Below are 20,280 nucleotides of genomic sequence, written 5' to 3'. Positions count from 1 at the left end.
TTCGGCCCTACTTTTCTCTCTCGAACGATCTGCACCGGTGACGGGCTCGGCGGGCGACCACGACCGCCCCGCACCGACGGGGGCGGGGACTGGCATTCTCGTTTTGGCCGTTCTGGGCCTCCGAAAGGCCGGCCCATACGCCTTCCACGGATCGATGGGAGTAAAATTGTATATGTATAATATTGAAACAATCTGTGAAAAACCTCTTTGTCCCTCCTGTGGATCGTCGGGTATGGACTCGATCGACGGGGAGGTCGTTCACGAGCCGTCCCCGGAGTTCGCCGCGAACACGAACGTCGCGGCGTTCATGGACAGACACGACCTCGCGGACTACGGGGAGCTGATCGACCGGACCTGCACGGACCTCGAGTGGTTCTGGGACGAACTGGTCGACTACTTAGGGATCGAGTTCTACGAGGACTACGATCGCGTTCGCGACGACAGCGAGGGCCCGCAGTTCACCGACTGGTACCCCGGCGGCGAGCTCAACGTCGCGCACAACACCGTCGATCGCCACGCCGCCCCCGGTAGCGAGACCCGAAACGAGGTCGCCTGCATCTGGGAGGGCGAGCCCGGCGAGGTCAGACAGGTCACGTATCACGACCTCCACCGGCAGGCCAATCAGGTCGCGAACGCCCTCGAGGAGCGGGGGGTCGGGACGGGCGACACGGTCGGGCTGTACATGCCGATGGTCCCCGAGGTGATCGCGATCCTGTATGGCTGTTTCAAGGTCGGCGCGATCGCCGTGCCGATCTTCTCGGGCTTCGGCACCGACGCCACCGCCACCCGGATCGCCGACTCGGAGCCCTCCGTCCTCTTCACCGGCGACGGCTTCTACCGGCGGGGCAGCGAGGTACGCCTCAAGGAATCGGCCGACGAGGCCATCTCGGAGGCGGGCCACGTCGAGCACACGATCGTCTACGAACGGCTCGAGAGCGACTACGAGCGCCAGGAGCGCGATGAAACGTGGGTGGAGGCGATCGGGAGCCAGTCCGACGAGTACGAGACGAAGTCACTGCCCTCCGATCAGGAGTCGATGCTGCTGTACTCCTCGGGCACCACCGGCAAGCCGAAGGGGATCGTTCACACCCACGCCGGGGTCGGGGTCCAGTGCCCCAAGGAGGTCCACTTCGGGATGGATCTCAAGCCCGCCGACCGCTTCTTCTGGGTGAGCGACGTCGGCTGGATGATGGGCCCCTGGACGATGATCGGGACCCACACGTTCGGCGGGACGATGGTGATGTACGAGGGCTCGCCCGACCATCCCCAACCGGATCGGTTCTGGGAGATGATCGACCGCCACTCGATCACGCAGTTCGGGATCAGCCCGACGGCGATCCGCGCGCTGCGCAAGTACGGCGACGAACCCCTCGAGGGGCACGACCTCTCGAGCCTGCGCATCCTGGGCTCGACCGGCGAGCCCTGGGACCCCGAGTCCTGGCAGTGGTTCTACGAGAAGGTGGGGGGAAGCGAGGCGCCGATCATCAACATCTCCGGCGGGACGGAGATCTGTGGCTGTTTCCTGATGCCGATGCCCAACCAGCCGCTCAAACCCTGTACCCTCGGCGGTCCTGGCCTGGGAATGGACATCGACATCGTGAACTCCCAGGGCGAGTCGGTCGCCGACGAGGGCGAGCGAGGCTTTCTGGTCGCGCGCGATTCGTGTCCGAGCATGACGAAGTCGCTCTGGGAGGGCGACGAGCGGTATCTCCAGGAGTACTGGAGCTCCTTCGAGGACCCGCCGCTGTGGGACCACGGCGACTGGGCCCAGAAGGACGAGGACGGCTTCTGGTTCCTCCACGGCCGCGCGGATGACGCGCTGAACGTCGCCGGCCGAAAGGTCGGACCCGCCGAAGTCGAGGGCGCGCTGATGGACCACGAGGCGGTCAACCAGGCCGCCGCGGTGGGCGTCCCCGACGACACGACTGGCACGGCGGTCGTCACCTACGTCGTCCTCGAGGAGGGCGTCGAGGAGGGCGACGAGCTGCGCGAGGAGCTGCGCGGGCAGGTCGGCGAGGAGCTCGGAAAACCGTTCCGTCCCCGCGAGGTGCTGTTCGTCGCGGAGTTCCCGAAGACCCAGAGCGGGAAGGTCGTCCGCCGTGCGATCCAGGCCGCCTACACCGGCGAGGAGCTCGGCGACACGGGCTCGATCGAGAACCCCGAGGCGCTGGAGGGGCTCGAGGAAGCGCGATAGAATCAGTCGTCGCTCGGCGCGACCGCCGGGGCCCCGTCGCCGCTCGCCCAGACGCCGCCGTCGAAGTCGACCGCGCCGTTCCAGTGGCCGACCAGCGTCGCCACCGCCAGGTCGCCGGTGACGTTGGTCATCGTGCGCAGTCGGTCGAGGATCGGATCGATGCCCGCGATGAATCCTTACAGGGCGTCGGTAGGGTCGATCGCCTCGGGTTCCGGACCGTTACCGACGGCGACGTCCGCCACCTCGTCGGGGCCGGGGAGGACGATCACGCCGCCCGCCGCGAGGGGCGCGAGCACGCCCGCGACGACCGTCCCGGGGTGGGCGAGCGGCGCGCGGATCGCCACCTCGTCGCCGGCGTCGAGACCCGACTCGGCGACGATCCGCTCGGTGGCCGCGAGCAGCTCGCCGTGGGTGTGCTCGCCGTCGTCGGTTTCGAGCATCGGGGTGTCCGGGCCGACCTCCGGAGGGACGGGACAGGCGGGGTTCTCGCTCCAGACGCTCTCGCCGAACGCCTCGACTCCCCCTCCCGCTTCGCCGTCGTAGGCGAGGTGGCTCGCGCCCGCCGGCAGGTCGTAGCCCTCGATGCGCTCTCCGGGGGCGACGAGCAGGCGCGCGTCGATCTCCCGCGGGGGATCGAAGCGAACGCGGGCGCCGAGCAGCGCCGCCCCGAACAGCGACAGCAGCGGCGCGCCGCTCTCCTCCCCCACGATCCCGACGAGCGAGCCCGCCCGCACCCCGCGGTGGCTGAAGAAGTTGCCCGCCTTGTGGGCGGTCGTACAGAACTGGTAGTAGTCGTACCGGAGGTTGACGCCGGTCCGTGCGCGAAGCGCCGGCTCGCGGGTGCGTCGCTCCCGGGCGACCAGCTCCCCGATGGTGTCCATGCCGCCCCTTCGTGGGCGGCGAAAAATACGTGCTCGGTCTCGTCTCAGTCGTCCGCGGGCGCGGGCTCGGCGTGCTCGACGTCGGTCCCGAGCAGGTCGAGGAACTCCGCGAGCCACGCGGGGTGGTCGGGCCAGGCCTGGGCGGTCACGAGGTTTCCCTCGCGGGTCACCTCGTCGGTCCACTCGGCCCCGGCCGCGCGGACCTCGGGTTCGAGCGCCGGGTAGGCGGTGCAGGTCCGCCCGTCGAGGACGTCGGCGGCCGCGAGCACCTGCAGGCCGTGACAGAGCGACGCGACGGGCTTGTCGGCCTCGAAGAAGTGTCGGACGATCTCGAGCACCCCGTCGTAGGTCCGGAGGTACTCGGGCGCGCGTCCGCCCGGCACGACGAGCGCGTCGTACTCCGCGGGATCCACGCTCTCGAAGTCGTGGGTCAGCTCGAAGTCATGCCCCGGTTTCTCCGTATAGGTCTGGTCGCCCTCGAAGTCGTGGATCGCCGTCTTCACGGTCTCGCCTGCCTCCTTCTCGGGACAGACCGCGTGGACCTCGTGGCCCACCGTCCCCAGCGCCTGGAACGGCACCATTACCTCGTAGTCCTCGACGAAATCGCCGGCCAGTAACAGGATCTTCTTGCCAGTCATGGTCCCGTTTATCTTCGTCACGAACGATGATAAACGTTCCTTACAGCGAGCTCTTGATCTTCTCGAAGAAGCCCTGTTCGACCTCGATCTCCTCGCCGCCGGCCTCCGCGAAGGTTTCGAGGGCCTCGCGCTGTTCGTCGTTGAGCTCCTCGGGCGTGACGACCTGGATCGAGACGTAGAGGTCCCCCCGTCCGCGCCGGCGCAGCCGGGGCATCCCTTTCCCTTCGAGGCGGAAGCGCTCGCCGCTCTGGGTGCCCGCCGGGACGTCCATCTCTACCGTGCCGTCCATCGTCGGCACCTCGACGGTGGCGCCGAAGACGGCCTTCGGGAAGGAGATCGGCTTCCTGTGGCGCAGGTCGTCGCCGTCGCGCTCGAAGTCGGGATGGTCCTCGACCCGGATCTCGATCAGGAGGTCGCCCTTCGGACCGCCCCGCTCGCCGGGCGCGCCCTCCCGTTCCATCCGCAGCGACTGGCCGTCGCGGATCCCCTTCGGAATCTCGACCGAGAGCGTGGTCTCGCGGGTGACCTGCCCGTCGCCGCGACACTCGCCGCAGGTCTCCTCGTAGACCTGGCCGTCGCCCCGACAGTTGGGGCAGGCCTGGGTCTGCTGCATCCGGCCGAAGGGGGTCTGTTGGACCTGAGTGACCTGACCCTGCCCGTTACACTCGGGGCAGGTCTCGGGGTTCTCCCCGCCCGCGCCGTCACACGAGGGACATTCCTCGGGGCGGTTGATCGTCATCTCCTTCTCGACGCCCTCGTAGATCTCCTCGAGGGTGACGGACAGTCGGGTCTGGAGGTCCGCACCCTGCCGGCGGCCGCCGCCACCGCTCCCGCCGAAGAACTGCTCGAAGATGTCGCCGAGGCCGCCACCGCCACCGCCGAAGCCGCCCGCGCCGGCGCCCCCGAACCCGCCGGCGCCGCCGGCGTCGAAGCCGCCGCGCTTCTCGGCCTGCTCGAACTGCTCGTGGCCCATCCGGTCGTAGGCCGAGCGCTGTTGTTCGTCCGTCAGCACCTCCTTTGCCTTCTTCGCCTTCTTGAACTTCTCCTCTGCGTCCGGCTCGTCGCTGACGTCCGGGTGGTACTTGGCGGCCTTCTTCCGGAAGGCCTGGTTGATCTCGTCCTCGTCGGCGTCCCGACTCACGCCGAGGACGTCGTAGAAATCCTCGCTCATCAGTTGTCACCACGTACTGGGTTGTCGTACTTGAACGGACCGCTTGAGTCATCGACGAGCCGACAGCACGCTCAGATCGCCGTCAGCGACCTGACCCCGGCCGGCAGTGTGCCACAGTCCCGCCACGTCCCGTCCGCCCGCCGCAGCATACGCCCGTCGTTCGTCCCCGCCGTCACGATCCCGTCGACGACGGCCCACGCGAGGACGACCTCCTCGGGGCCGCCCGGGTAGGCCACTTGCTCGAAATCCATCCCGCCCTCGGACTCGAACAGCGCGGCGTCGGCCCCGCTCTCGCCGGACCACGACCCGGGCGAGCCGCGGGCCGCCGCGGCGTACAGCCGTCCATCGTGGGTGATCGCCTCCCGGAAGTATCGATGATCGAGATCACCGTCGAGCCGGGTCCAGGACCGTCCCGCGTCCGTGGTTCGATACAGCCCCGACCCCGTCGAGGCGACGTACTCCGCCGGCCTGAGGACGAGCACGTGGTGAACGTCGTCGTGGACACCCTCCTTTCGCTCGCTCCAAGCGTTGCCCTCGTCGTCGCTGACGTGGACCCCGCCGACCTCGACGCCGGCGATGACCCGCTCGGGGACGTCGGGATGGACCCCGAGGCTCCGGATGTGGGCCTCGTCTCGGTGTCGTGGGGTGTACCACTCCCCGCGCGAGGGCAGCTCCTGGAACCCCGTGAGCTCGCGCCATTCCCCGCCCTCCCCGTCGACCGAGACGTACAGGTGTGCCGGGTGCGTGCCCACATAGAGACGTCCGCCATCGGGCGCGGCCACGACCGAGTAGATCTCCTCGCGGGGCACCCCGAGGTCAGTCCACGAATCGCCCCCGTCGAGCGAGCGATATAGCCCGGTCTTCGAGGCGGCGAAGACCCCCTCGAACGCGTCGAACGTCCGAAGCCGCATGACTCGCCCGGCATCGAGCACCCGTCGCGCGTCGTCGGTCGAATCGGTCGCTAGCCGGAACACGCCGTCGTCAGTTCCCGCCAGTAGTGACATGGGGGAGCTACGCCGCCGATCCGTATAAACGCCGGTGACAGCATCCTTTTGGTGCTCTCGGCCCTTGGTACGGACGTGAACGTACTCATTGCGGGCTCACATGGCGGGGTCGGACAGCACATCACCGAGCTGCTCGCCGAAAGCGAGCACACGGCACGCGCGATGGTCCGGGACGAATCGCAGGTCGACGAGATGGAGGAAGAGTTCGGCGTCGACGTGGTCGTCGCGGACCTCACCGAGGACGTCTCGCACGCCCTCACCGGCTGTGATGCGGTGATCTTCGCGGCGGGCTCGAGCGGCGAGGACGTCGAGGGGGTCGATCGCGACGGCGCGATCCGGCTGATCGACGAGGCCGAGAAGCAGGGTGCAGAACGGTTCGTCATGCTCAGCTCGATCAACGCCGACCGACCCGAGGAGAGCCCCGAGGGGCTGCAGCCGTATCTCGAAGCCAAACTCGCCGCGGACGAACACCTCCAGGACAGCGACCTGACCTACACGATCGTTCGGCCGGGCGAGCTGACCGACGATCCCGCCACGGGGCGGATCGAGGCCGCCCGCCGCGTCGAGCGCGGACGGATCACGCGTGCTGACGTCGCCCGGACGCTCGTCGCCGCGCTCGACGTCGAGACCACCCACGGGGAGACCTTCGAGCTGATCGAGGGCGAGGAGCCGATCGAGGACGCCCTCGAGGGACTCTGATCGCTCGCGAACGTCCCGTATCGTCGAATCCGGCATGGATCGGCAGAAAACACTTATGGTCGTTGGGCCTCGGTCCGCCATGGTATCGACCGATACGTGGATCACTGCCGTTTGTGTTGCCGTCGCGGTCGTTCTCTGGTACGGGACGAGGGTAGCGATCGAGAGCCGGACCGCGGCGATGCTCGTTCTGCTCGGCGTGGGGCTGGCCCTGCCGCTCGGGATCAACGCCTGGCGGGCGCGAACGGCCTGAAAAGCGAGCCGTTTGTTCCCTCTTTCGAACCCCATCGGGGCTGAGAACCGTCCGCGAGGGATGGGTCGTCGCTACTGTTCGTCCTCGTCCTCTACGTCCTCGAAGTCGGCGTCGACGTACTCGCCCTCCTGGCCGCCGCCGGCACCGGCCGCGCCGCCGGCTTCGCCGGGGCCGCCCGCACCGCCCATGTCGCCCATGCCGCCGGGACCCGCACCGGCCGCCCCGCCGGGACCGCCAGCGCCGGCGCCCGCGGCACCCTCGGCGTCCTGATACATCTGCTTGCCGATCTCCTGAAGCGCCTTGCTCAGGTCCTCGGTCGCGGACTTGATCTCCTCGGTCTCGGCGTCCTCGTCCTCGAGCACTGCTTCGACCTCGTCGATCTCGGCCTCGATCTCCTCGATCAGCTCCTCGTCGAGCTCCTCCTCGTTCTCCTCGAGGAGGCTGCGGGCGCGCTGGACCGCGCTCTCGGCGTCGTTGCGCGCCTCGATGCGCTCGCGGCGCTGCTGGTCCTCCTCGGCGTGCTCCTCGGCCTCGCTCTGCATGCGGTCGATCTCCTCGTCCGAGAGGCCCGCGCCGCCCTCGATGGTGATGTCCTCCTTGTTGCCCGAGCCCTGGTCCTCGGCTGAGACGTTGACGATCCCGTTCTCGTCGATGTTGAACGAGACCTCGATCTGCGGCGTGCCCGCGGGCGCCGGCGGGATGCCCGAGAGCATGAACTCGCCGAGCAGCTCGTTCTCCTCGGCCATCTCGCGCTCGCCCTGGAACACCCGGACCTGCACGGAGGTCTGGTTGTCGGCGGCGGTGGTGAAGATCTTCGACTCCTCGGTCGGGATCGTGGTGTTCTTCTCGATGAGGCGCTCGAACAGGCCGCCCTTGACCTCGATACCGAGGCTCAGCGGCGTGACGTCGAGCAGGACGATGTCGTCGACCTCGCCGCCCAGAACGCCGCCCTGGATCGCCGCGCCCAGCGCGACGGCCTCGTCGGGGTTGACGTTCTTCTTCGGTTCCTGGTCGACGATCCCCTCGACCTTCTCCTGGACCTGGGGCATTCTCGTGGATCCGCCGACGAGGATGACCTCGTCGATGTCGTCGGCGTCGTAGCCCGCGTCGCTGAGCGCCTGCTCGGTCGGGCCGACGGTGCGCTCGATCAGGTCCGATGTGAGGGACTCGAACTTCGCGCGGGTCAGCGAGGTCTCGAGGTGCACGGGACCCGAGTCGGTCGCCGTGATGAACGGCAGGTTGATGTCGGTCTCCTTTCGACTGGAGAGCTCGATCTTCGCCTCCTCGGCGGCGTCCTTGAGGCGCTGGAGCGCCTGGCGGTCCTCCCGGAGGTCGATCCCGTGCTCGCTCTCGAACTCCTCGGCGAGGTGGTCGATGACGGCCTGGTCCCAGTCGTCGCCCCCGAGGTCGTTGTCCCCGTTGGTCGCGACGACCTCGTAGACCCCGCCGCCGAGATCGAGTACGGAAACGTCGAACGTCCCGCCCCCGAGGTCGTAGACCATCACGGTCTGGTCGGACTCGTCGTCGAGGCCGTAGGCCATCGAGGCGGCGGTGGGCTCGTTGACGATGCGCTCGACCTCGAAGCCCGCGATCTCGCCGGCGTCCTTCGTCGCCTGGCGCTGCTTGTCGTTGAAGTACGCCGGGACGGTGATGACGGCCTTCTCGACGTCGTCGCCGAGGTACTCCTCGGCGTCGCGCTTGATCTTCTGGAGGATCATCGCCGAGAGCTGCTCGGGGGTGTACTCTTCCCCTTCGATCTCGACGGAGTAGTCCTCCTCGCCCATGTGGCGTTTGATCGAGGCGATCGTCCGGTCGGGGTTCTGGATCGCCTGGTTCTTCGCCGGCTTGCCGACGAGGCGCTCGTCGTCGTCGGTGAACGCGACCACGGACGGCGTCGTCCGGTCGCCCTCGCCGTTGACGATGATCTCGGGGTCCCCACCCTCCATGACCGCAAAGGCGCTGTTGGTGGTTCCGAGATCGATACCGAGAATCTTGTTACTCGCCATTGTTGGCGTAGAGTTGCGTTCTGGATCGTTTAAGCCTTGCTACCTCGCGTTCCCGCGGGAAACAGTACCACAGGCTCCCTGTCCGTCGAATTCCGCCGATCCGGCTACTCGGGAGCTCGAGCGAACCGGAACCGCAACACTACCGTTTCGTTACTCCTCGTTCCCGTCGCTGACCGTCACCTGCGCCGGCCGCAGCACCTTCTCGCCCATCTCGTAGCCCGAGGTGTAGACCTCGTCGACGCTGCCCTTCGGACGATCGCTCTCGACGCGCATCATCACCTCGTGGCGCTGCGGATCGACCTCGGCTCCGGGCTCCGGGGCGACCTCGCTCACGCCCTCCTCCTCCAGGACGCGGTCGAACTCTGAGAGGGTCATCTCGACGCCTTCCTGGAGGCTCTCGACGTCCTCGCTCTCCTCCTCGACGGCCCGGTTCAGGTTGTCCCGGACGTCGAGCAGGCGCTCGACGAGGTCCTCGGTCGCGCGCTCCTCGACCTGCTTCTGGCGCTTCTTCGCGCGCTTCTTGTAGTTCTGGAAGTCCGCCTGCGTGCGTTTGAGCTTCGATTCGAGCTCCTCGACGCGCTCCTCGCGCTCCTCGAGGTCGGCCTCGAGCTCCTCGGCTCGTCCCCGTTCGCCCGCCGCCCCGTTCTCGGCGTCTTCCCTGGCCGCCTCGGCGGTCTCGGCCGCCGATGGCTCCTCATGTTCTCGGTCCTCCTCGGGGGCCGCCGGCTCCTCGTTGCTCATGTATCGAGGGTGCGCCCGCGCGGGTTTAAGGGTTACAGAACCGGCCCGATCGCGGGCACATCCGTTATACCGGCCCGCCCCGAACCCACGCCCAGTGGCGATACGGCTCACCTACGAGGGCGGGACGATCCGCGCCGACGGGCCCGACGAGGACGTCGAGGCCCTCCGCGGAGCGGAGCCGACCGACCCGATCCTCGAGTACGACCCCCGCAGCCGGACCTACAGGGCCCCCGCGTTCCGGTACGCGGAGCTTCGCGACCGGCTCGACGACCGGGGGATCGCGTACGAAGACCTGGTCCTCGGAACGCCCACGCTCCGCGGGCTCGCCTCCGATTACGAGCTACGATCCTACCAACAGGAGGCCCTCGAGGCGTGGCGCGGGAACGGCGATCGGGGCGTGCTCGAGCTCCCGACGGGCAGCGGAAAGACGGTGATCGCCGTGAAGGCCATCGAGGCGCTCGCGACCCCGACGCTCGTCGTCGTCCCCACGATCGACCTCCTCGAACAGTGGCACGCGGAGCTGCGCGCGGAGTTCGACGTCCCTATCGGACGGTTCGGCGGCGGCGTTCAGGCCCGGGAGGCGATCACCGTCTCGACCTACGACTCGGCGTATCTCAAGGCCGACTCGGTCGGCGACGTCTTCCCCCTGGTGGTCTTCGACGAGGTCCACCACCTCGGCGGGAAGGGGTACAGGGAGATCGCCCGCCTGCTGGCAGCGCCCCACCGACTGGGCCTGACCGCGACCTTCGAGCGTCCCGACAGGGCTCACGAGACGATCGAGGAGCTGGTCGGGCCCGTCGTCTATCGGACGAGCGCCGACGAGCTCGCGGGCGAGCACCTCGCGCCCTACGACGTCAAGCGGATCGAAGTGTCGCTCACTGAGGCCGAACGCGCCGAGTACGAGGAGGTCCAGGAGACGTTCGTCTCCTACCTCCGGGAGTCGGGCATCGACATGCAGCGGGGCAGCGACTACCAGGAGATCGTGAAGCGTTCCGGCAACGACCCGAAGGCCCGCGAGGCCTTGCTCGCGAAACAGCGCGCCCGCGAGATCGTCTCGAACGCCGACCGGAAGGTCGAGGAGCTGGGCGCGATCCTCGATCGCCACCGCGGCGAACGGGTCATCGTCTTCACCGCGCACAACGACCTGGTCTACCGGCTCTCCGAGCGCTTCCTTATCCCGGCGATCACCCACCGGACGGGGACCGAGGAACGACGCGAGATACTCGAGCGCTTCCGCGAGGGTACCTACTCGCGGGTCGTCGCCTCGAACGTCCTCGACGAGGGGGTCGACGTCCCTGACGCCAGCGTCGCGGTCGTGCTGTCGGGCAGCGGCTCCGAGAGGGAGTTCACCCAGCGGTTGGGGCGGGTCCTCCGTCCGGGCGAGGGGAAACGGGCATTGCTCTACGAACTCGTCAGCGAGGACACGGCCGAGGAGAACGTCGCGGCCCGGCGGCGGTGATCAGGCGTCCGAGCGGTGGTCCTGGCGGTCGGGGTTGATCCGCCCGTGTTCGTGTCGCTCGTGGGCCCGCATCACTCGGTGGTGGTCGGCGGCAGTCCCGACGACGACGTAGAACTCGCACAGTCGGCATTTGTCGACGATCATGGGAACTGTGGTTGGTGCCGCGACCGCATAACGCGCCGGCTTGCCCCGGCGTGCTTGCTCCCGCCGGCGTTTGAGCGCGCTTTTCACTCCCGACCCCATATGAGGGGTAGTGCTGACGAAGGAACTGCTTCGCGTCTCGCGCGCCGGCGGGGGATACCGACCCCGGTTCGCCGGTCGCGAGGCCCGTCCACTCGCGGCGAAGGTGCTCGGCGCCTTCCAGGGGAGCGTCGGCGAGCCGCGCTCGGTGCTCGACGGCGCGCTCGCCGAGCTCGAGGGCGAGTACGAGTTCAAGCTCGTCCGCGGGCTCGGGAAGCTCGTCGAGCGCGGGGCGACCTTCGAGACGCGGGCCGCCGTCGAGCCCGAACGCGCCCGCCGGGCGGCCTTCGAAGCCGGCGAGGCCCTCGGGGTGGCCGACGAGGCCGAGCGCGAGGAGGCCCTCGAGCGAGCCGCCGCCACGCTCTCGATAACCCCAGCGAAGCTCGACGAGGCGCTGTACGCCGACCGCGAGGAGCGCCAGGTGCTCGTCGCGCTCGACGGGCGCTACGATCCCGACTCCCTCCTCGCCCAGTACGACCTCTCGCTGGCCCAGACGGCGCTGTTCGACGCCCGCGAGGTACGCATCAGGAGCGACGATCCTCGAAAACTCGTCTCGGCGACCAAACGGCTGGGCCTGCTCTACGAGCTGCGGAGGACGGATCGTGGCCGGGAACTCGTCGTCACGGGCCCCGACGCGCTGTTCCGGGCGACCCGCCGATACGGCACCCGCTTCGCCCGGCTGCTGCGGGCGGTCGTCGGGGCCGGCGAGTGGGAGCTGACGGCGACGATCGACGATCGCGGGGTCGAACGAACCCTTGAGCTCTCCGACGCCGACCCGCTCCGGCCGCCCGACGCCGAGCCGGTCGCCGAGGCCAGCTACGACAGCGGCGTCGAGCGCGAGTTCGCCGCCCGCTTTTCCGCGCTCGACCTCGACTGGGAGCTCGCGCGCGAGCCCGAGCCCCTCGAGGTCGGCGCGAGCGTGATGATCCCTGACTTCGCGTTCGACTACGCCCACTCCGATTTCCGGGTCTACTTCGAGATCATGGGCTTTTGGACCCCCGAGTACGTCGAGAAGAAGCTCGACCAGCTCGAGCGCGTCGAGAGCGTCGAGCTGCTGGTCGCGGTCGACGAGTCGCTGGGCGTCGGCGAGGAGATCGAGGCCCGCGACCACCGCGTCATCACCTATACGGGAAGCGTGCGGATCAAGGACGTCCGCGACGCGCTGCGCGAGTACGAGGACGCCCTGGTCGAGGAGGGCGCCGCCACCCTCTCCGACGCGCTCTCGCCCGAGGAGGACGTCCTTTCCCTGTCGGAGCTCGCGGCCCGCCACGGCGTCAGCGAGGACGCCCTCGACGGGATCGTCTTTCCCGACCACGAACTGGTCGGGCGGACGCTGGTTCGTCCGTCGGTCCTCGAGGGGCTTGCCGACCGGCTCTCGGCGGGTCAGTCGTTCTCCGAGGCCGAGGCGGTCCTCGAGGACGCGGGGCTCACGGAGCCCAGCGCCGCCCTCTCGCGGCTCGGCTACCGTGTCGAGTGGGCCGGGCTCTCGGGGGGGACGCTGCGCCCGACCGGGGACTGAGGACAATTATACAACCAAAACACTTTTTATTTAGGGGGTTGGAGTCGTTATTACTTCCCGGTCCTGCTGATTCCCCCTCCCCACCCCAGTGGATTCGGGAAGTGTTTTCCTTTCCCCTCTCTCAGAGTGAGAGCCCCCGCAGCCGGACGAGCGCGAGGCTCCCGACCGCGAGCGCCAACAGGAGTCCGAGCGCGCCGTAGGCGACGCCCCAGCCCGCGAGATCCGCGAGGGTGCCGGTGACGACGCTTCCCAGCGCGCCCAGCAGCATGTAGACGGTGCGCACGAGCCCGAACCCGCGGTTCGTCTCGTCCTCCGAGAGCCGGACGATGTAGCGGTCCTGCAGCGGCGCGCTCCAGCTCATCGCGACCCCGGCGAGGGCGACCGCGCCGGCGACGACCGGGAGCGAGGAGCCGGCCACGAGGACCGGGTAGGCGACGATCCCGGTCGCGAGCGTCGCCGCGAGGGTCGGGTCCCGGCCGAACCGATCGGAGAACCCGCCGATCGTCGGAGCACAGATCCCGTGGGCGACGAAGTACAGCGAGAACAGCGCCCCGGCGAGCGCCGTCGAGTAGCCGTGATGCGCGATCAGAAACGCCGGGAGGAAGGAGGCGGTGGCCTGCCAGACGAACGCCGAGATCACCGCGAGCACGGTCGTGTAAGCGATCGCCGGCCGCGAGAGCAGTTCGACGAGCGTCTCGGGCTCGAACCCCTCGCGCAGCGGCCGTTCGGGGTGCTGGGGCTCGGTCTCGCGCACTCGCCAGGCGAACAGCAGACCGACCGGGATCGCCGCGGCGGCCCCGAGGAGGATGGCGGCCCGCCAGCCGTAGCGCGCGGCGACGGCCGCCGCGAGCACGGGCGCCGAGAGGCCCGCGATCGGGCTGCCGGCGACGTGGAGCCCGATCGCCCGGCCCGTGTTCGAGAAGATCCGGGTCAGCAGCGTCGTCGCGACCACGTAGTGCAGTCCCGCGCCCGCGCCGAGCGCGACGGCGAACAGCCCGAAGGTCGCGAGCGACGGCGAGAGCGCGAGCGCGACGCTGGCGACGGCCGTGACCGAGACGGCCGCGAGGATCACGCTGCGCTCGCCGTAGCGATCGGCGAGGATCCCCGAGGGAAACTGCGAGAGCGCGTAGGCCGCCCACATCCCCGTGAGCGCGAGCCCGATCATCCCCGCGGAGGTCCCGAACTCGCTCTCGATCTCGGGGACGACGGGGCTGATGACGAGCCGGGCGACCATCGTCGCGAAGAAGGCCGCCGTACAGAGGACCAGGACGGTGTTGCGGTACTCCCAGCGCACATCTGGGGTTGAGCCGACCCCCGCTAAAACGTGTGGATAGCGGCCAGCGAGACTGGCTCAGTCCTCGCGCCGTCGCCCCTTCGGCACGACCGAGCGCAGCTCGCCGTGGAGGTAGAGGCCGACGCCCAGCGGCTCGCGTCCGCCCGCGATCTCGTGAGCGGCGATCAGGTAGCCCCAGTCGCCGTCCCACTCGAGCTCCTGGTCGTGTCCGCGAACGAACGCGTCGGCTTCTTTCGAGCCGAGCTCGATCACGTTGCGCGTCGCCCCGCCCCCGAACCGCTGGACGGCGTTGGTCGTCGGCTTCCAGTGTTCCTGGCGGGTCCTGAGGAACTTCATTCCCAGTCCCTCGATCCCGGTCGGTGAGGGGACCTCCCCGTGGAGGATCCAGATCTTGCCCGCGCCCTTCTCCCAGAAGGAGTGGTCCTCGAACTCCTCGGGACCGATCGCGAAGCGTTCGTCCCACCACTCAAGCACCTCCTCGCGGGTGGCCCTGTTTTCGAGTTCGCGTTCGGCCGCGGTGGCGGGAAGCCGGTCGAACCGTTGGCCTGAATTGGATTCTGTCATCCCGTCACCTCCAGCTTCGCACAGAAGAACCCGCCCGTGTCGTTGTGGTGCGGGTAGTATCGCCGCGCCTTCTCGACCGACTCGTCGTACTCCTCGCCGTCCCACTCGGTGACGCCGGGCCGGGAATCGAGGGGCGACTCGAACTCGACGACGCGACAGCCCTCGGCCTCCAGTACGTGGTCCACGACGGCCTCGTTCTCCTCGGGGGCGAACGTACAGGTCGAGTAGACGACGGTCCCGCCCTCGCGGGTGGCCTGAATCGCCCTCTTGAGGATCCCCTTCTGGACGCCGGAGACGCCCTCGACGTGCGACAGCGTCCACTCGTCGAGCGCGTCGGGGTTCTTCCGGATCGTCCCCTCACACGAGCAGGGCGCGTCGACCAGGACGCGGTCGAAGGCGTCGAGTGAGAGCGGCTTCAGCGAGTAGTTGCGTGCGTCCTGGCGGGTGACGGCGACGTTCGTCAGCCCCAGGCGCTCGGCGTTAAAGCGCAGCGCCGAGAGGCGTCCGAGGTTGTTGTCGTTCGCGACCACGAGCCCCGTGTCGTCCATCAGTGCGGCGATCTGGGCGGTTTTTCCCCCCGGGGCCGCACAGGCGTCGAGCACTCGTTCCCCCGGCTGGGGGTCGAGTACCGTCGCCGGCAGCGAGGAGACCTCCTCCTGGCCGTGGATCCAGCCGTGGAAGTAGGGCCAGGTGTTGCCGGGCTTGTCGGTGTCGAGCTCCAGTACTCGGGGGTTCCACTCGCGGTCCTCGTAGCCGACGTCCCCCTCCTCGAGGGCGCGTTTGGCCCGCTCGACGCCGGCCTTGATCGTGTTCACGCGGACGACCGACGGGAGCGGGCGCTCGCAGGCGGCCAGAAAGGCCTCGAAGTCGTCGACGATCGGCTCGTAGCGCGACAACGCCTCCATCGTCTTCCGATAGCCCGCTCGCGCGCTTGTGGGTTTCGCTATTCCTCGGGGCGCTTTCCCTCCTTGAAGTCCGCGTGCTCGACCAACCCGTTCGACGAGGGCTGGCCGCGGCTCGGCCTCGATCAGACTCGTCCCCTGCCGGGACGGACCCACCCGTTCCACACCAGCCAGGGATACACCCGGTGTGTTCCATCGGCTGTGGCGGTCATCGGCCTTCAACAGTCGGGATGCTCCCCTTCCTTGTACGCCGCGTGTTCGAGCCACTCCTCGAGGGAGGGGACACAATGGTAACGAACGGTCTCGCTTCGCCCGTCGTACTCGACGACGTTCATCGCGACCAGCTCCGGCACGTGTCGCTGCCGGAGGTCCTTCGCGATCCGCTCGCGGGACGGATCGTCGCCGTTCGCCCCGCCCCCTTCCTTCTCCGCGATCCGCCTCGCGAGCTGTCCGACCGACATCGCGTTCCCCTCCGTCCAGTGGAGGACGTACAGCGCGTATCGCTTGCGGCGCTCGCTCAACACCCCGAAGACCGTCTCGAGGGACAACGCCGAAGACACCGTTCTCCGGTTCATTTCGGTCATCTTCCGTCCATTTTTAGCCAGGATCACCTGTTAACTGATCGTACTAAATTATGCATTCATGTAGTGCCGTTGTCGTCTTCGCCATGCTATTTACTGACAACCACTATAAACGAAGTGCTTGGTATGACAAGGAAGGGCACCGATTAAAGACGGTCGGCACCGAATCGGTCTCATGGCCCAGGTTACCGTCCACGACGACTCGATCCAGCTATCGGAGCCGTACCTCGTCGAGGGGTTGCCGGGGGTGGGGTTGGTCGGCAAGATCGCCACCGACCACCTGATCGAGCAGTTCTCGATGACCCACTACGCCAGCGTCCACTGCGAGGGGGTCCCCCGGATCGGCGTCTACCACGAGGAGGACGACGAGCTCAAGCCGCCGGTCAGGCTCTACGCCGACCCCGACCGGGACCTGCTGGCCCTCCAGAGCGAGGTCCCGGTCTCCGGCGGGGACACCTCGGAGTTCGCCGGCTGCGTCTCGGGCTGGCTCGCCGAACGGTCGGTGACGCCGATCTACCTCAGCGGCCGGCCCGCGGAGAAGGACGGTTCGCCCGAGGTCTACGGCGTCGCGACCGGCGACGCCGCCCACCACCTCGATCGCGCCGGGATCGTCCCGCCCCGGGAGACGGGCTTCATCAGCGGGCCGACCGGCGCGCTGCTCAACCAGGCGACCCGGGACGACATCGGGAGCGTCGGCCTGGTCGTCGAGAGCGACCCCAAGTTCCCCGACCCTGAGGCCGCCCGCGCGCTGATCCAGGCCGGCATCGCGCCGATCACCGGGATCGAGGCCGACGTCGACGAGCTGATCGATCAGGCCGAACAGATCCGAAGCCAGCGCGAGCAGCTCGCCGAACGCATGCAACAGGTCGACGAGGAGGAGAGCACGCAGGCCACACCCCTCGGGATGTACCAGTAGCCCGAAACGCCATCCGCCTCCCTCCGGCGCCCTACCCGTGATATACGAGTGTATTATACTCGAAATCATTATGTGTCTGGCTGTTTGTAGAATACGATAGACAGCTATGGACGATGGTTCTCGTTATGAGGTGAGCGCGTGCGCGCAGCCGAGCGTCTGATCGAACTCGTTACGGAACGCAGCCGGGTCGTGATCGCGGTCTTCCTGGTCCTCACGCTGCTGATGGGAAGCGGCGTCGCCGCGATCGAGCAGTCCTCGTCGCTGGACCAGTTCCAGACCGAGAGCGAGGAGGCCGACAAACAGGAGTACATCGACGAGCGGTTCGGCGCCGACGAGAACACCACGACCGCCCAGCTGATCGTCCGCGACGACGACGCCCTCTCGAAGGAGTCACTGCTCGCGACCCTCGAGCTCCAGGAGGAGTTCCGGGAGGACGAGAGGATAAACGGGACGCTCGTAGACGAGCCCTTCGGCGACCTCGCGAGCATCATCGCCACGGCCGCGATCCAGGAGGAGCGCGGCGACGAGCTCGGCGAGCGATCCGACGAGCTCGAACAGCGCGGCGACGAGCTGGAGACGCGAAGCGAGGCGCTGGAAGCCGAGGCCGACGCCATCGAGACAGAGAGTGAGGAGCTCGAAGCCGACGGCGAGGCCGTAGAGGAGGACACGGCGGAGCTCGAGGCCGATGCTGCCGAACTCGAGGAACGCCGGGCGGGGATCGAGGAAGAGCAAGCCGACCTCGAGGCCCAGTATCAGGCGGGGGAGATCGACGACGAGGAGTACGAGGCCCGGGGCGCCGACCTCGCCGAGCGCGGCGAAGCCATAGAGGAGGACGCCGCCGAACTCGAGGAACGTCAGGCCGCCCTCGAGGAGCGAGGGGAGGCCTTGGAGGAGCGCGAGGAGGAACTCGAGGAACGTGCCGACGAACTCGAGGCCGAGGGCGAGGAGCTCGAGAACGAGGCTGACGCCCTCGAGGAGGAGGGCGACGCCCTGGAGGACGAGGGCGAGGCGATCTCGGAGATCGATCCCGACACCGACGAGCAGATCGCCCAGCTCGAGTCGATGGATCAGTCCGAGATCGACGACGTGGTCACGACGGTGCTCGACGAGGACGCGCCCCGAGAGGTCTTCGCCTTCCTGCCGACCGACTACGAGCCGGGTTCGACGACCGCCGACGCCAGGGCGATCTACGTCACCCAAGACACCGCCGACGACGCGGTGATCGACGGCGAGGCGCCGCCGGCGCTGGTCGACGCCCAGCTCGCGATGGCCGACGTCGTCGAGGAGCGCTTCGGCGCCGACGGCTTCGTCTTCGGCTCGGGGATCATCACCGACGAGATCGACCGCTCGCTGACCGATAGCCTAGGGGTCGTCCTGCCGCTGGCGCTCGGGTTCGTCGTCGTCGTGCTGGCGATCGCCTACCGCGACCCGCTGGACATCGTCCTCGGGGGCGCGGGCATCGCCGCAGTGTTGCTGTGGACGTTCGGCTTCATGGGCTGGGCCGGGATCGCGTTCAACCAGATCATGATCGCGGTCCCCGTCCTGCTGATCGGGCTGTCGATCGACTACGCGATCCACGTCTTCATGCGCCACCGCGAGCAGCGCGAGACGCAACGCGTCTCGGAGAGCGAGCGGGGAGCGACGACCCGCGAGCAGCGCGCCGGAGGGGACGAGGGGACCCGCCGCTCGATGGCGGTCGTCCTCTCGGGGCTCGGGATCGCGCTGATCTGGGTGACGGCGACCGCGGTGATCGGCTTCCTCTCGAACCTCGTCAGCCCGGTCGCCCCGATCCGGGAGTTCGGGGTCGCGAGCGCGTTCGGCATCGTCTCCGCCCTGCTGGTGTTCGGGCTGCTGATCCCCGCGGCGAAGGTCGAGCTCGACGCCGTCCTCGAGGCGCGCGGCTACGACCGGAGACGGCGGGCGTTCGGCACCGGCGGCGGCGCGACCGGGGGCTTCCTCTCGCTCGGCGCCCGGGGCGCCCGGCGGGTCCCGTGGGCCGTGATCGCCGTTGCACTCCTGCTCACGGCGGGCGGGGCCTACGGCGCGGCGGGCGTCGACACCACCTTCGAGCAGGAGGACTTCATCGCCGACGACCCGCCCGCGTGGATGAAGAGCCTGCCGGGCCCGCTCGCGGTCGGCGACTACGACTCGAAGGCGAACCTCGAGTACGTCAACGAGAACTTCCTGCGCGAGGACAGCCAAACGGAGGTGCTCGTCGAGGGCGAGATCACGCGCGCGGACACCCTCGAACGGCTCGCCGAGGAGCTGGCCGTCGGCAGCGAGTCGGCGGTCGTCCTCTCCAGCGGCGAGGCCGACGTCAGAAGTCCGTTGGCGACGATGGAGACCGTCGCCGAGGAGGACGAGGCGTTCGAGGAAGTCTTCACGGCGGCCGACACCACCGGAAACGGCGTGCCCGACGAGAATGTGGAGGCGGTCTACGACGCGCTGTTCGCGGCCGACGCCGAGGCCGCAGAGGAGGTCGTCTACCGGACCGACGCGGGCGAGTACGAGTCGTTCCGGCTCGTGCTCTCGGTGCAGGGGTCGGCCTCGACAGACCTCGCGACCGAGGAGACCCGCGCGGTCGCCGCGATCCTCGACGGCGACGGGCTCTCGGCGACGGCGACGGGCCAGCTGATCGTCTTCGGGATCGTCGAGGACGAGCTCCTCCAGACGGTCATCGAGAGCATGCTCGTCACCCTCGTGGCGGTGTTCGCCTTCCTCATGCTCGCCTACCGGTGGGCCAACGGCAGCGCGCTCCTGGGCGCCGTCACCCTGCTGCCGATCGTCTTCTCGGTCGCGTGGATCCTCGGGACGATGTACGCGCTGGGGATCCCCTTTAACGTGATGACCGGGACGATCACAAGCCTCACGATCGGGCTGGGCGTCGCCTACAACGTCCACATGACCGAGCGGTTCCTGATCGAGCGCGAGCGCGGCGCCGACACCTGGGGCGCCCTCGATCGCGCCGTCACGGGGACCGGCGGGGCGTTGCTGGGAAGCGCCGCGACGACGGTCGGCGGGTTTGGCGTGCTCGTCTTCGCGATCCTCCCGCCCCTCCAGCAGTTCGGCCTCATCACGGGCCTGACGATCGTCTACGCCTTCCTCGGCAGCGTGTTCGTCCTGCCGAGCCTGCTCGCCGTCTGGGCGCGCTATCTCGGCCCGGACCGCGGACACACGATCGAGGCCGAGACGGCCGTCCCCGCCGGCGGGTCGGATTAGCT

General features: G+C 68.6%; 18 protein-coding genes and 1 pseudogene. 7 read left to right on the top strand and 12 right to left on the bottom strand.

What is annotated here, in order from left to right; all coding sequences use genetic code 11:
* Nucleotides 1–232: 232 nt before the first annotated feature.
* Nucleotides 233–2,194 carry an AMP-binding protein gene (locus WOA58_RS05565; RefSeq protein ID WP_340603183.1) on the top strand — a complete coding sequence of 654 codons (1,962 nt, stop codon included), beginning with the start codon at nt 233–235 and terminating at the stop codon, nt 2,192–2,194.
* Nucleotides 2,195–2,196: 2 nt separating this feature from the next.
* Here WOA58_RS05565 and WOA58_RS05560 read toward each other — a convergent pair.
* The 5 genes and pseudogenes from WOA58_RS05560 to WOA58_RS05540 all read right to left on the bottom strand — a co-directional run.
* Nucleotides 2,197–2,370, bottom strand: a pseudogene (locus WOA58_RS05560) (cation:dicarboxylate symporter family transporter); the annotation flags it as partial.
* Nucleotides 2,371–3,075, bottom strand: a complete 705-nt coding sequence (locus WOA58_RS05555) for a hypothetical protein (RefSeq protein WP_340603182.1) — start codon at nt 3,073–3,075, stop codon at nt 2,371–2,373.
* Between the two features lie 44 nt (nt 3,076–3,119).
* On the bottom strand, nt 3,120–3,713 hold the full coding sequence (locus WOA58_RS05550; protein ID WP_340603181.1) for a DJ-1/PfpI family protein: 594 nt from the start codon (nt 3,711–3,713) through the stop codon (nt 3,120–3,122).
* A 40-nt stretch (nt 3,714–3,753) separates the two neighbouring features.
* On the bottom strand, nt 3,754–4,884 hold the full coding sequence (dnaJ, locus tag WOA58_RS05545) for a molecular chaperone DnaJ (protein ID WP_340603180.1): 1,131 nt from the start codon (nt 4,882–4,884) through the stop codon (nt 3,754–3,756).
* A 71-nt stretch (nt 4,885–4,955) separates the two neighbouring features.
* Nucleotides 4,956–5,888 (bottom strand): WD40/YVTN/BNR-like repeat-containing protein, encoded by a 933-nt coding sequence (locus WOA58_RS05540; protein ID WP_340603179.1) that lies wholly within the window; start codon nt 5,886–5,888, stop codon nt 4,956–4,958.
* A 75-nt stretch (nt 5,889–5,963) separates the two neighbouring features.
* Here WOA58_RS05540 and WOA58_RS05535 point away from each other — a divergent pair, with 75 nt between their 5' ends.
* Both WOA58_RS05535 and WOA58_RS05530 read left to right on the top strand, forming a co-directional pair.
* The gene (locus WOA58_RS05535; protein WP_340603178.1) at nt 5,964–6,587 is read left to right on the top strand and encodes an SDR family oxidoreductase; all 624 of its coding nucleotides are present in this window, start codon (nt 5,964–5,966) and stop codon (nt 6,585–6,587) included.
* Between the two features lie 79 nt (nt 6,588–6,666).
* Nucleotides 6,667–6,837, top strand: a complete 171-nt coding sequence (locus tag WOA58_RS05530; protein ID WP_340603177.1) for a hypothetical protein — start codon at nt 6,667–6,669, stop codon at nt 6,835–6,837.
* Between the two features lie 71 nt (nt 6,838–6,908).
* On the opposite strand, the gene dnaK is transcribed toward WOA58_RS05530, so the two are convergent.
* Nucleotides 6,909–8,843 carry a molecular chaperone DnaK gene (gene dnaK, locus WOA58_RS05525; RefSeq protein WP_340603176.1) on the bottom strand — a complete coding sequence of 645 codons (1,935 nt, stop codon included), beginning with the start codon at nt 8,841–8,843 and terminating at the stop codon, nt 6,909–6,911.
* Between the two features lie 150 nt (nt 8,844–8,993).
* Nucleotides 8,994–9,584 (bottom strand): nucleotide exchange factor GrpE, encoded by a 591-nt coding sequence (locus WOA58_RS05520; RefSeq protein ID WP_340603175.1) that lies wholly within the window; start codon nt 9,582–9,584, stop codon nt 8,994–8,996.
* 94 nt (nt 9,585–9,678) lie between these two features.
* Between WOA58_RS05520 and WOA58_RS05515 the strand changes: the two genes are divergently transcribed.
* The gene (locus WOA58_RS05515) at nt 9,679–11,043 is read left to right on the top strand and encodes a DEAD/DEAH box helicase (protein WP_340603174.1); all 1,365 of its coding nucleotides are present in this window, start codon (nt 9,679–9,681) and stop codon (nt 11,041–11,043) included.
* Here WOA58_RS05515 and WOA58_RS05510 read toward each other — a convergent pair whose 3' ends face one another.
* The gene (locus WOA58_RS05510) at nt 11,044–11,187 is read right to left on the bottom strand and encodes a hypothetical protein (RefSeq protein WP_340603173.1); all 144 of its coding nucleotides are present in this window, start codon (nt 11,185–11,187) and stop codon (nt 11,044–11,046) included. It abuts the gene before it with no gap.
* Nucleotides 11,188–11,296: 109 nt separating this feature from the next.
* Between WOA58_RS05510 and WOA58_RS05505 the strand changes: the two genes are divergently transcribed.
* The gene (locus WOA58_RS05505) at nt 11,297–12,802 is read left to right on the top strand and encodes a DUF790 family protein (protein ID WP_340603172.1); all 1,506 of its coding nucleotides are present in this window, start codon (nt 11,297–11,299) and stop codon (nt 12,800–12,802) included.
* A 121-nt stretch (nt 12,803–12,923) separates the two neighbouring features.
* Here WOA58_RS05505 and WOA58_RS05500 read toward each other — a convergent pair whose 3' ends face one another.
* From WOA58_RS05500 to WOA58_RS05485, 4 genes are all read right to left on the bottom strand, one after another.
* The gene (locus WOA58_RS05500; RefSeq protein ID WP_340603171.1) at nt 12,924–14,096 is read right to left on the bottom strand and encodes an MFS transporter; all 1,173 of its coding nucleotides are present in this window, start codon (nt 14,094–14,096) and stop codon (nt 12,924–12,926) included.
* A 57-nt stretch (nt 14,097–14,153) separates the two neighbouring features.
* Complete coding sequence (locus WOA58_RS05495) at nt 14,154–14,660, bottom strand: DUF7122 family protein (protein WP_340603170.1); 507 nt, start codon at nt 14,658–14,660, stop codon at nt 14,154–14,156.
* Nucleotides 14,657–15,565 (bottom strand): RsmB/NOP family class I SAM-dependent RNA methyltransferase, encoded by a 909-nt coding sequence (locus WOA58_RS05490; RefSeq protein WP_340603169.1) that lies wholly within the window; start codon nt 15,563–15,565, stop codon nt 14,657–14,659. The genes WOA58_RS05495 and WOA58_RS05490 overlap by 4 nt, the downstream gene beginning before the upstream one ends.
* A 215-nt stretch (nt 15,566–15,780) precedes the next feature.
* Nucleotides 15,781–16,137, bottom strand: coding sequence for a DUF7344 domain-containing protein (locus WOA58_RS05485; protein WP_340603168.1), 357 nt, complete (start codon nt 16,135–16,137; stop codon nt 15,781–15,783).
* Nucleotides 16,138–16,318: 181 nt separating this feature from the next.
* Here WOA58_RS05485 and WOA58_RS05480 point away from each other — a divergent pair, with 181 nt between their 5' ends.
* The gene (locus WOA58_RS05480) at nt 16,319–17,059 is read left to right on the top strand and encodes a proteasome assembly chaperone family protein (RefSeq protein ID WP_340603166.1); all 741 of its coding nucleotides are present in this window, start codon (nt 16,319–16,321) and stop codon (nt 17,057–17,059) included.
* A 138-nt stretch (nt 17,060–17,197) separates the two neighbouring features.
* Nucleotides 17,198–20,278 (top strand): MMPL family transporter, encoded by a 3,081-nt coding sequence (locus WOA58_RS05475; RefSeq protein ID WP_340603165.1) that lies wholly within the window; start codon nt 17,198–17,200, stop codon nt 20,276–20,278.
* Nucleotides 20,279–20,280: the final 2 nt, after the last annotated feature.

The sequence above is a fragment of the Halalkalicoccus tibetensis genome (assembly GCF_037996645.1).
Classification (GTDB): domain Archaea; phylum Halobacteriota; class Halobacteria; order Halobacteriales; family Halalkalicoccaceae; genus Halalkalicoccus; species Halalkalicoccus tibetensis.
Note: the sequence above shows the minus strand (reverse complement) of the source record. Positions and strands in the feature narration are given on the sequence as shown.

What these genes read in the sequence shown, in the direction of transcription:
- WOA58_RS05565 (WP_340603183.1), top strand. Translation starts at nt 233, where the DNA reads ATGGACTCGATCGACGGGGAGGTCGTTCACGAGCCGTCCCCGGAGTTC.
- WOA58_RS05555 (WP_340603182.1), bottom strand. Translation starts at nt 3,075, where the DNA reads ATGGACACCATCGGGGAGCTGGTCGCCCGGGAGCGACGCACCCGCGAG.
- WOA58_RS05550 (WP_340603181.1), bottom strand. Translation starts at nt 3,713, where the DNA reads ATGACTGGCAAGAAGATCCTGTTACTGGCCGGCGATTTCGTCGAGGAC.
- dnaJ (WP_340603180.1), bottom strand. Translation starts at nt 4,884, where the DNA reads ATGAGCGAGGATTTCTACGACGTCCTCGGCGTGAGTCGGGACGCCGAC.
- WOA58_RS05540 (WP_340603179.1), bottom strand. Translation starts at nt 5,888, where the DNA reads ATGTCACTACTGGCGGGAACTGACGACGGCGTGTTCCGGCTAGCGACC.
- WOA58_RS05530 (WP_340603177.1), top strand. Translation starts at nt 6,667, where the DNA reads ATGGTATCGACCGATACGTGGATCACTGCCGTTTGTGTTGCCGTCGCG.
- dnaK (WP_340603176.1), bottom strand. Translation starts at nt 8,843, where the DNA reads ATGGCGAGTAACAAGATTCTCGGTATCGATCTCGGAACCACCAACAGC.
- WOA58_RS05520 (WP_340603175.1), bottom strand. Translation starts at nt 9,584, where the DNA reads ATGAGCAACGAGGAGCCGGCGGCCCCCGAGGAGGACCGAGAACATGAG.
- WOA58_RS05510 (WP_340603173.1), bottom strand. Translation starts at nt 11,187, where the DNA reads ATGATCGTCGACAAATGCCGACTGTGCGAGTTCTACGTCGTCGTCGGG.
- WOA58_RS05495 (WP_340603170.1), bottom strand. Translation starts at nt 14,660, where the DNA reads ATGACAGAATCCAATTCAGGCCAACGGTTCGACCGGCTTCCCGCCACC.
- WOA58_RS05490 (WP_340603169.1), bottom strand. Translation starts at nt 15,565, where the DNA reads ATGGAGGCGTTGTCGCGCTACGAGCCGATCGTCGACGACTTCGAGGCC.
- WOA58_RS05485 (WP_340603168.1), bottom strand. Translation starts at nt 16,137, where the DNA reads ATGAACCGGAGAACGGTGTCTTCGGCGTTGTCCCTCGAGACGGTCTTC.
- WOA58_RS05480 (WP_340603166.1), top strand. Translation starts at nt 16,319, where the DNA reads ATGGCCCAGGTTACCGTCCACGACGACTCGATCCAGCTATCGGAGCCG.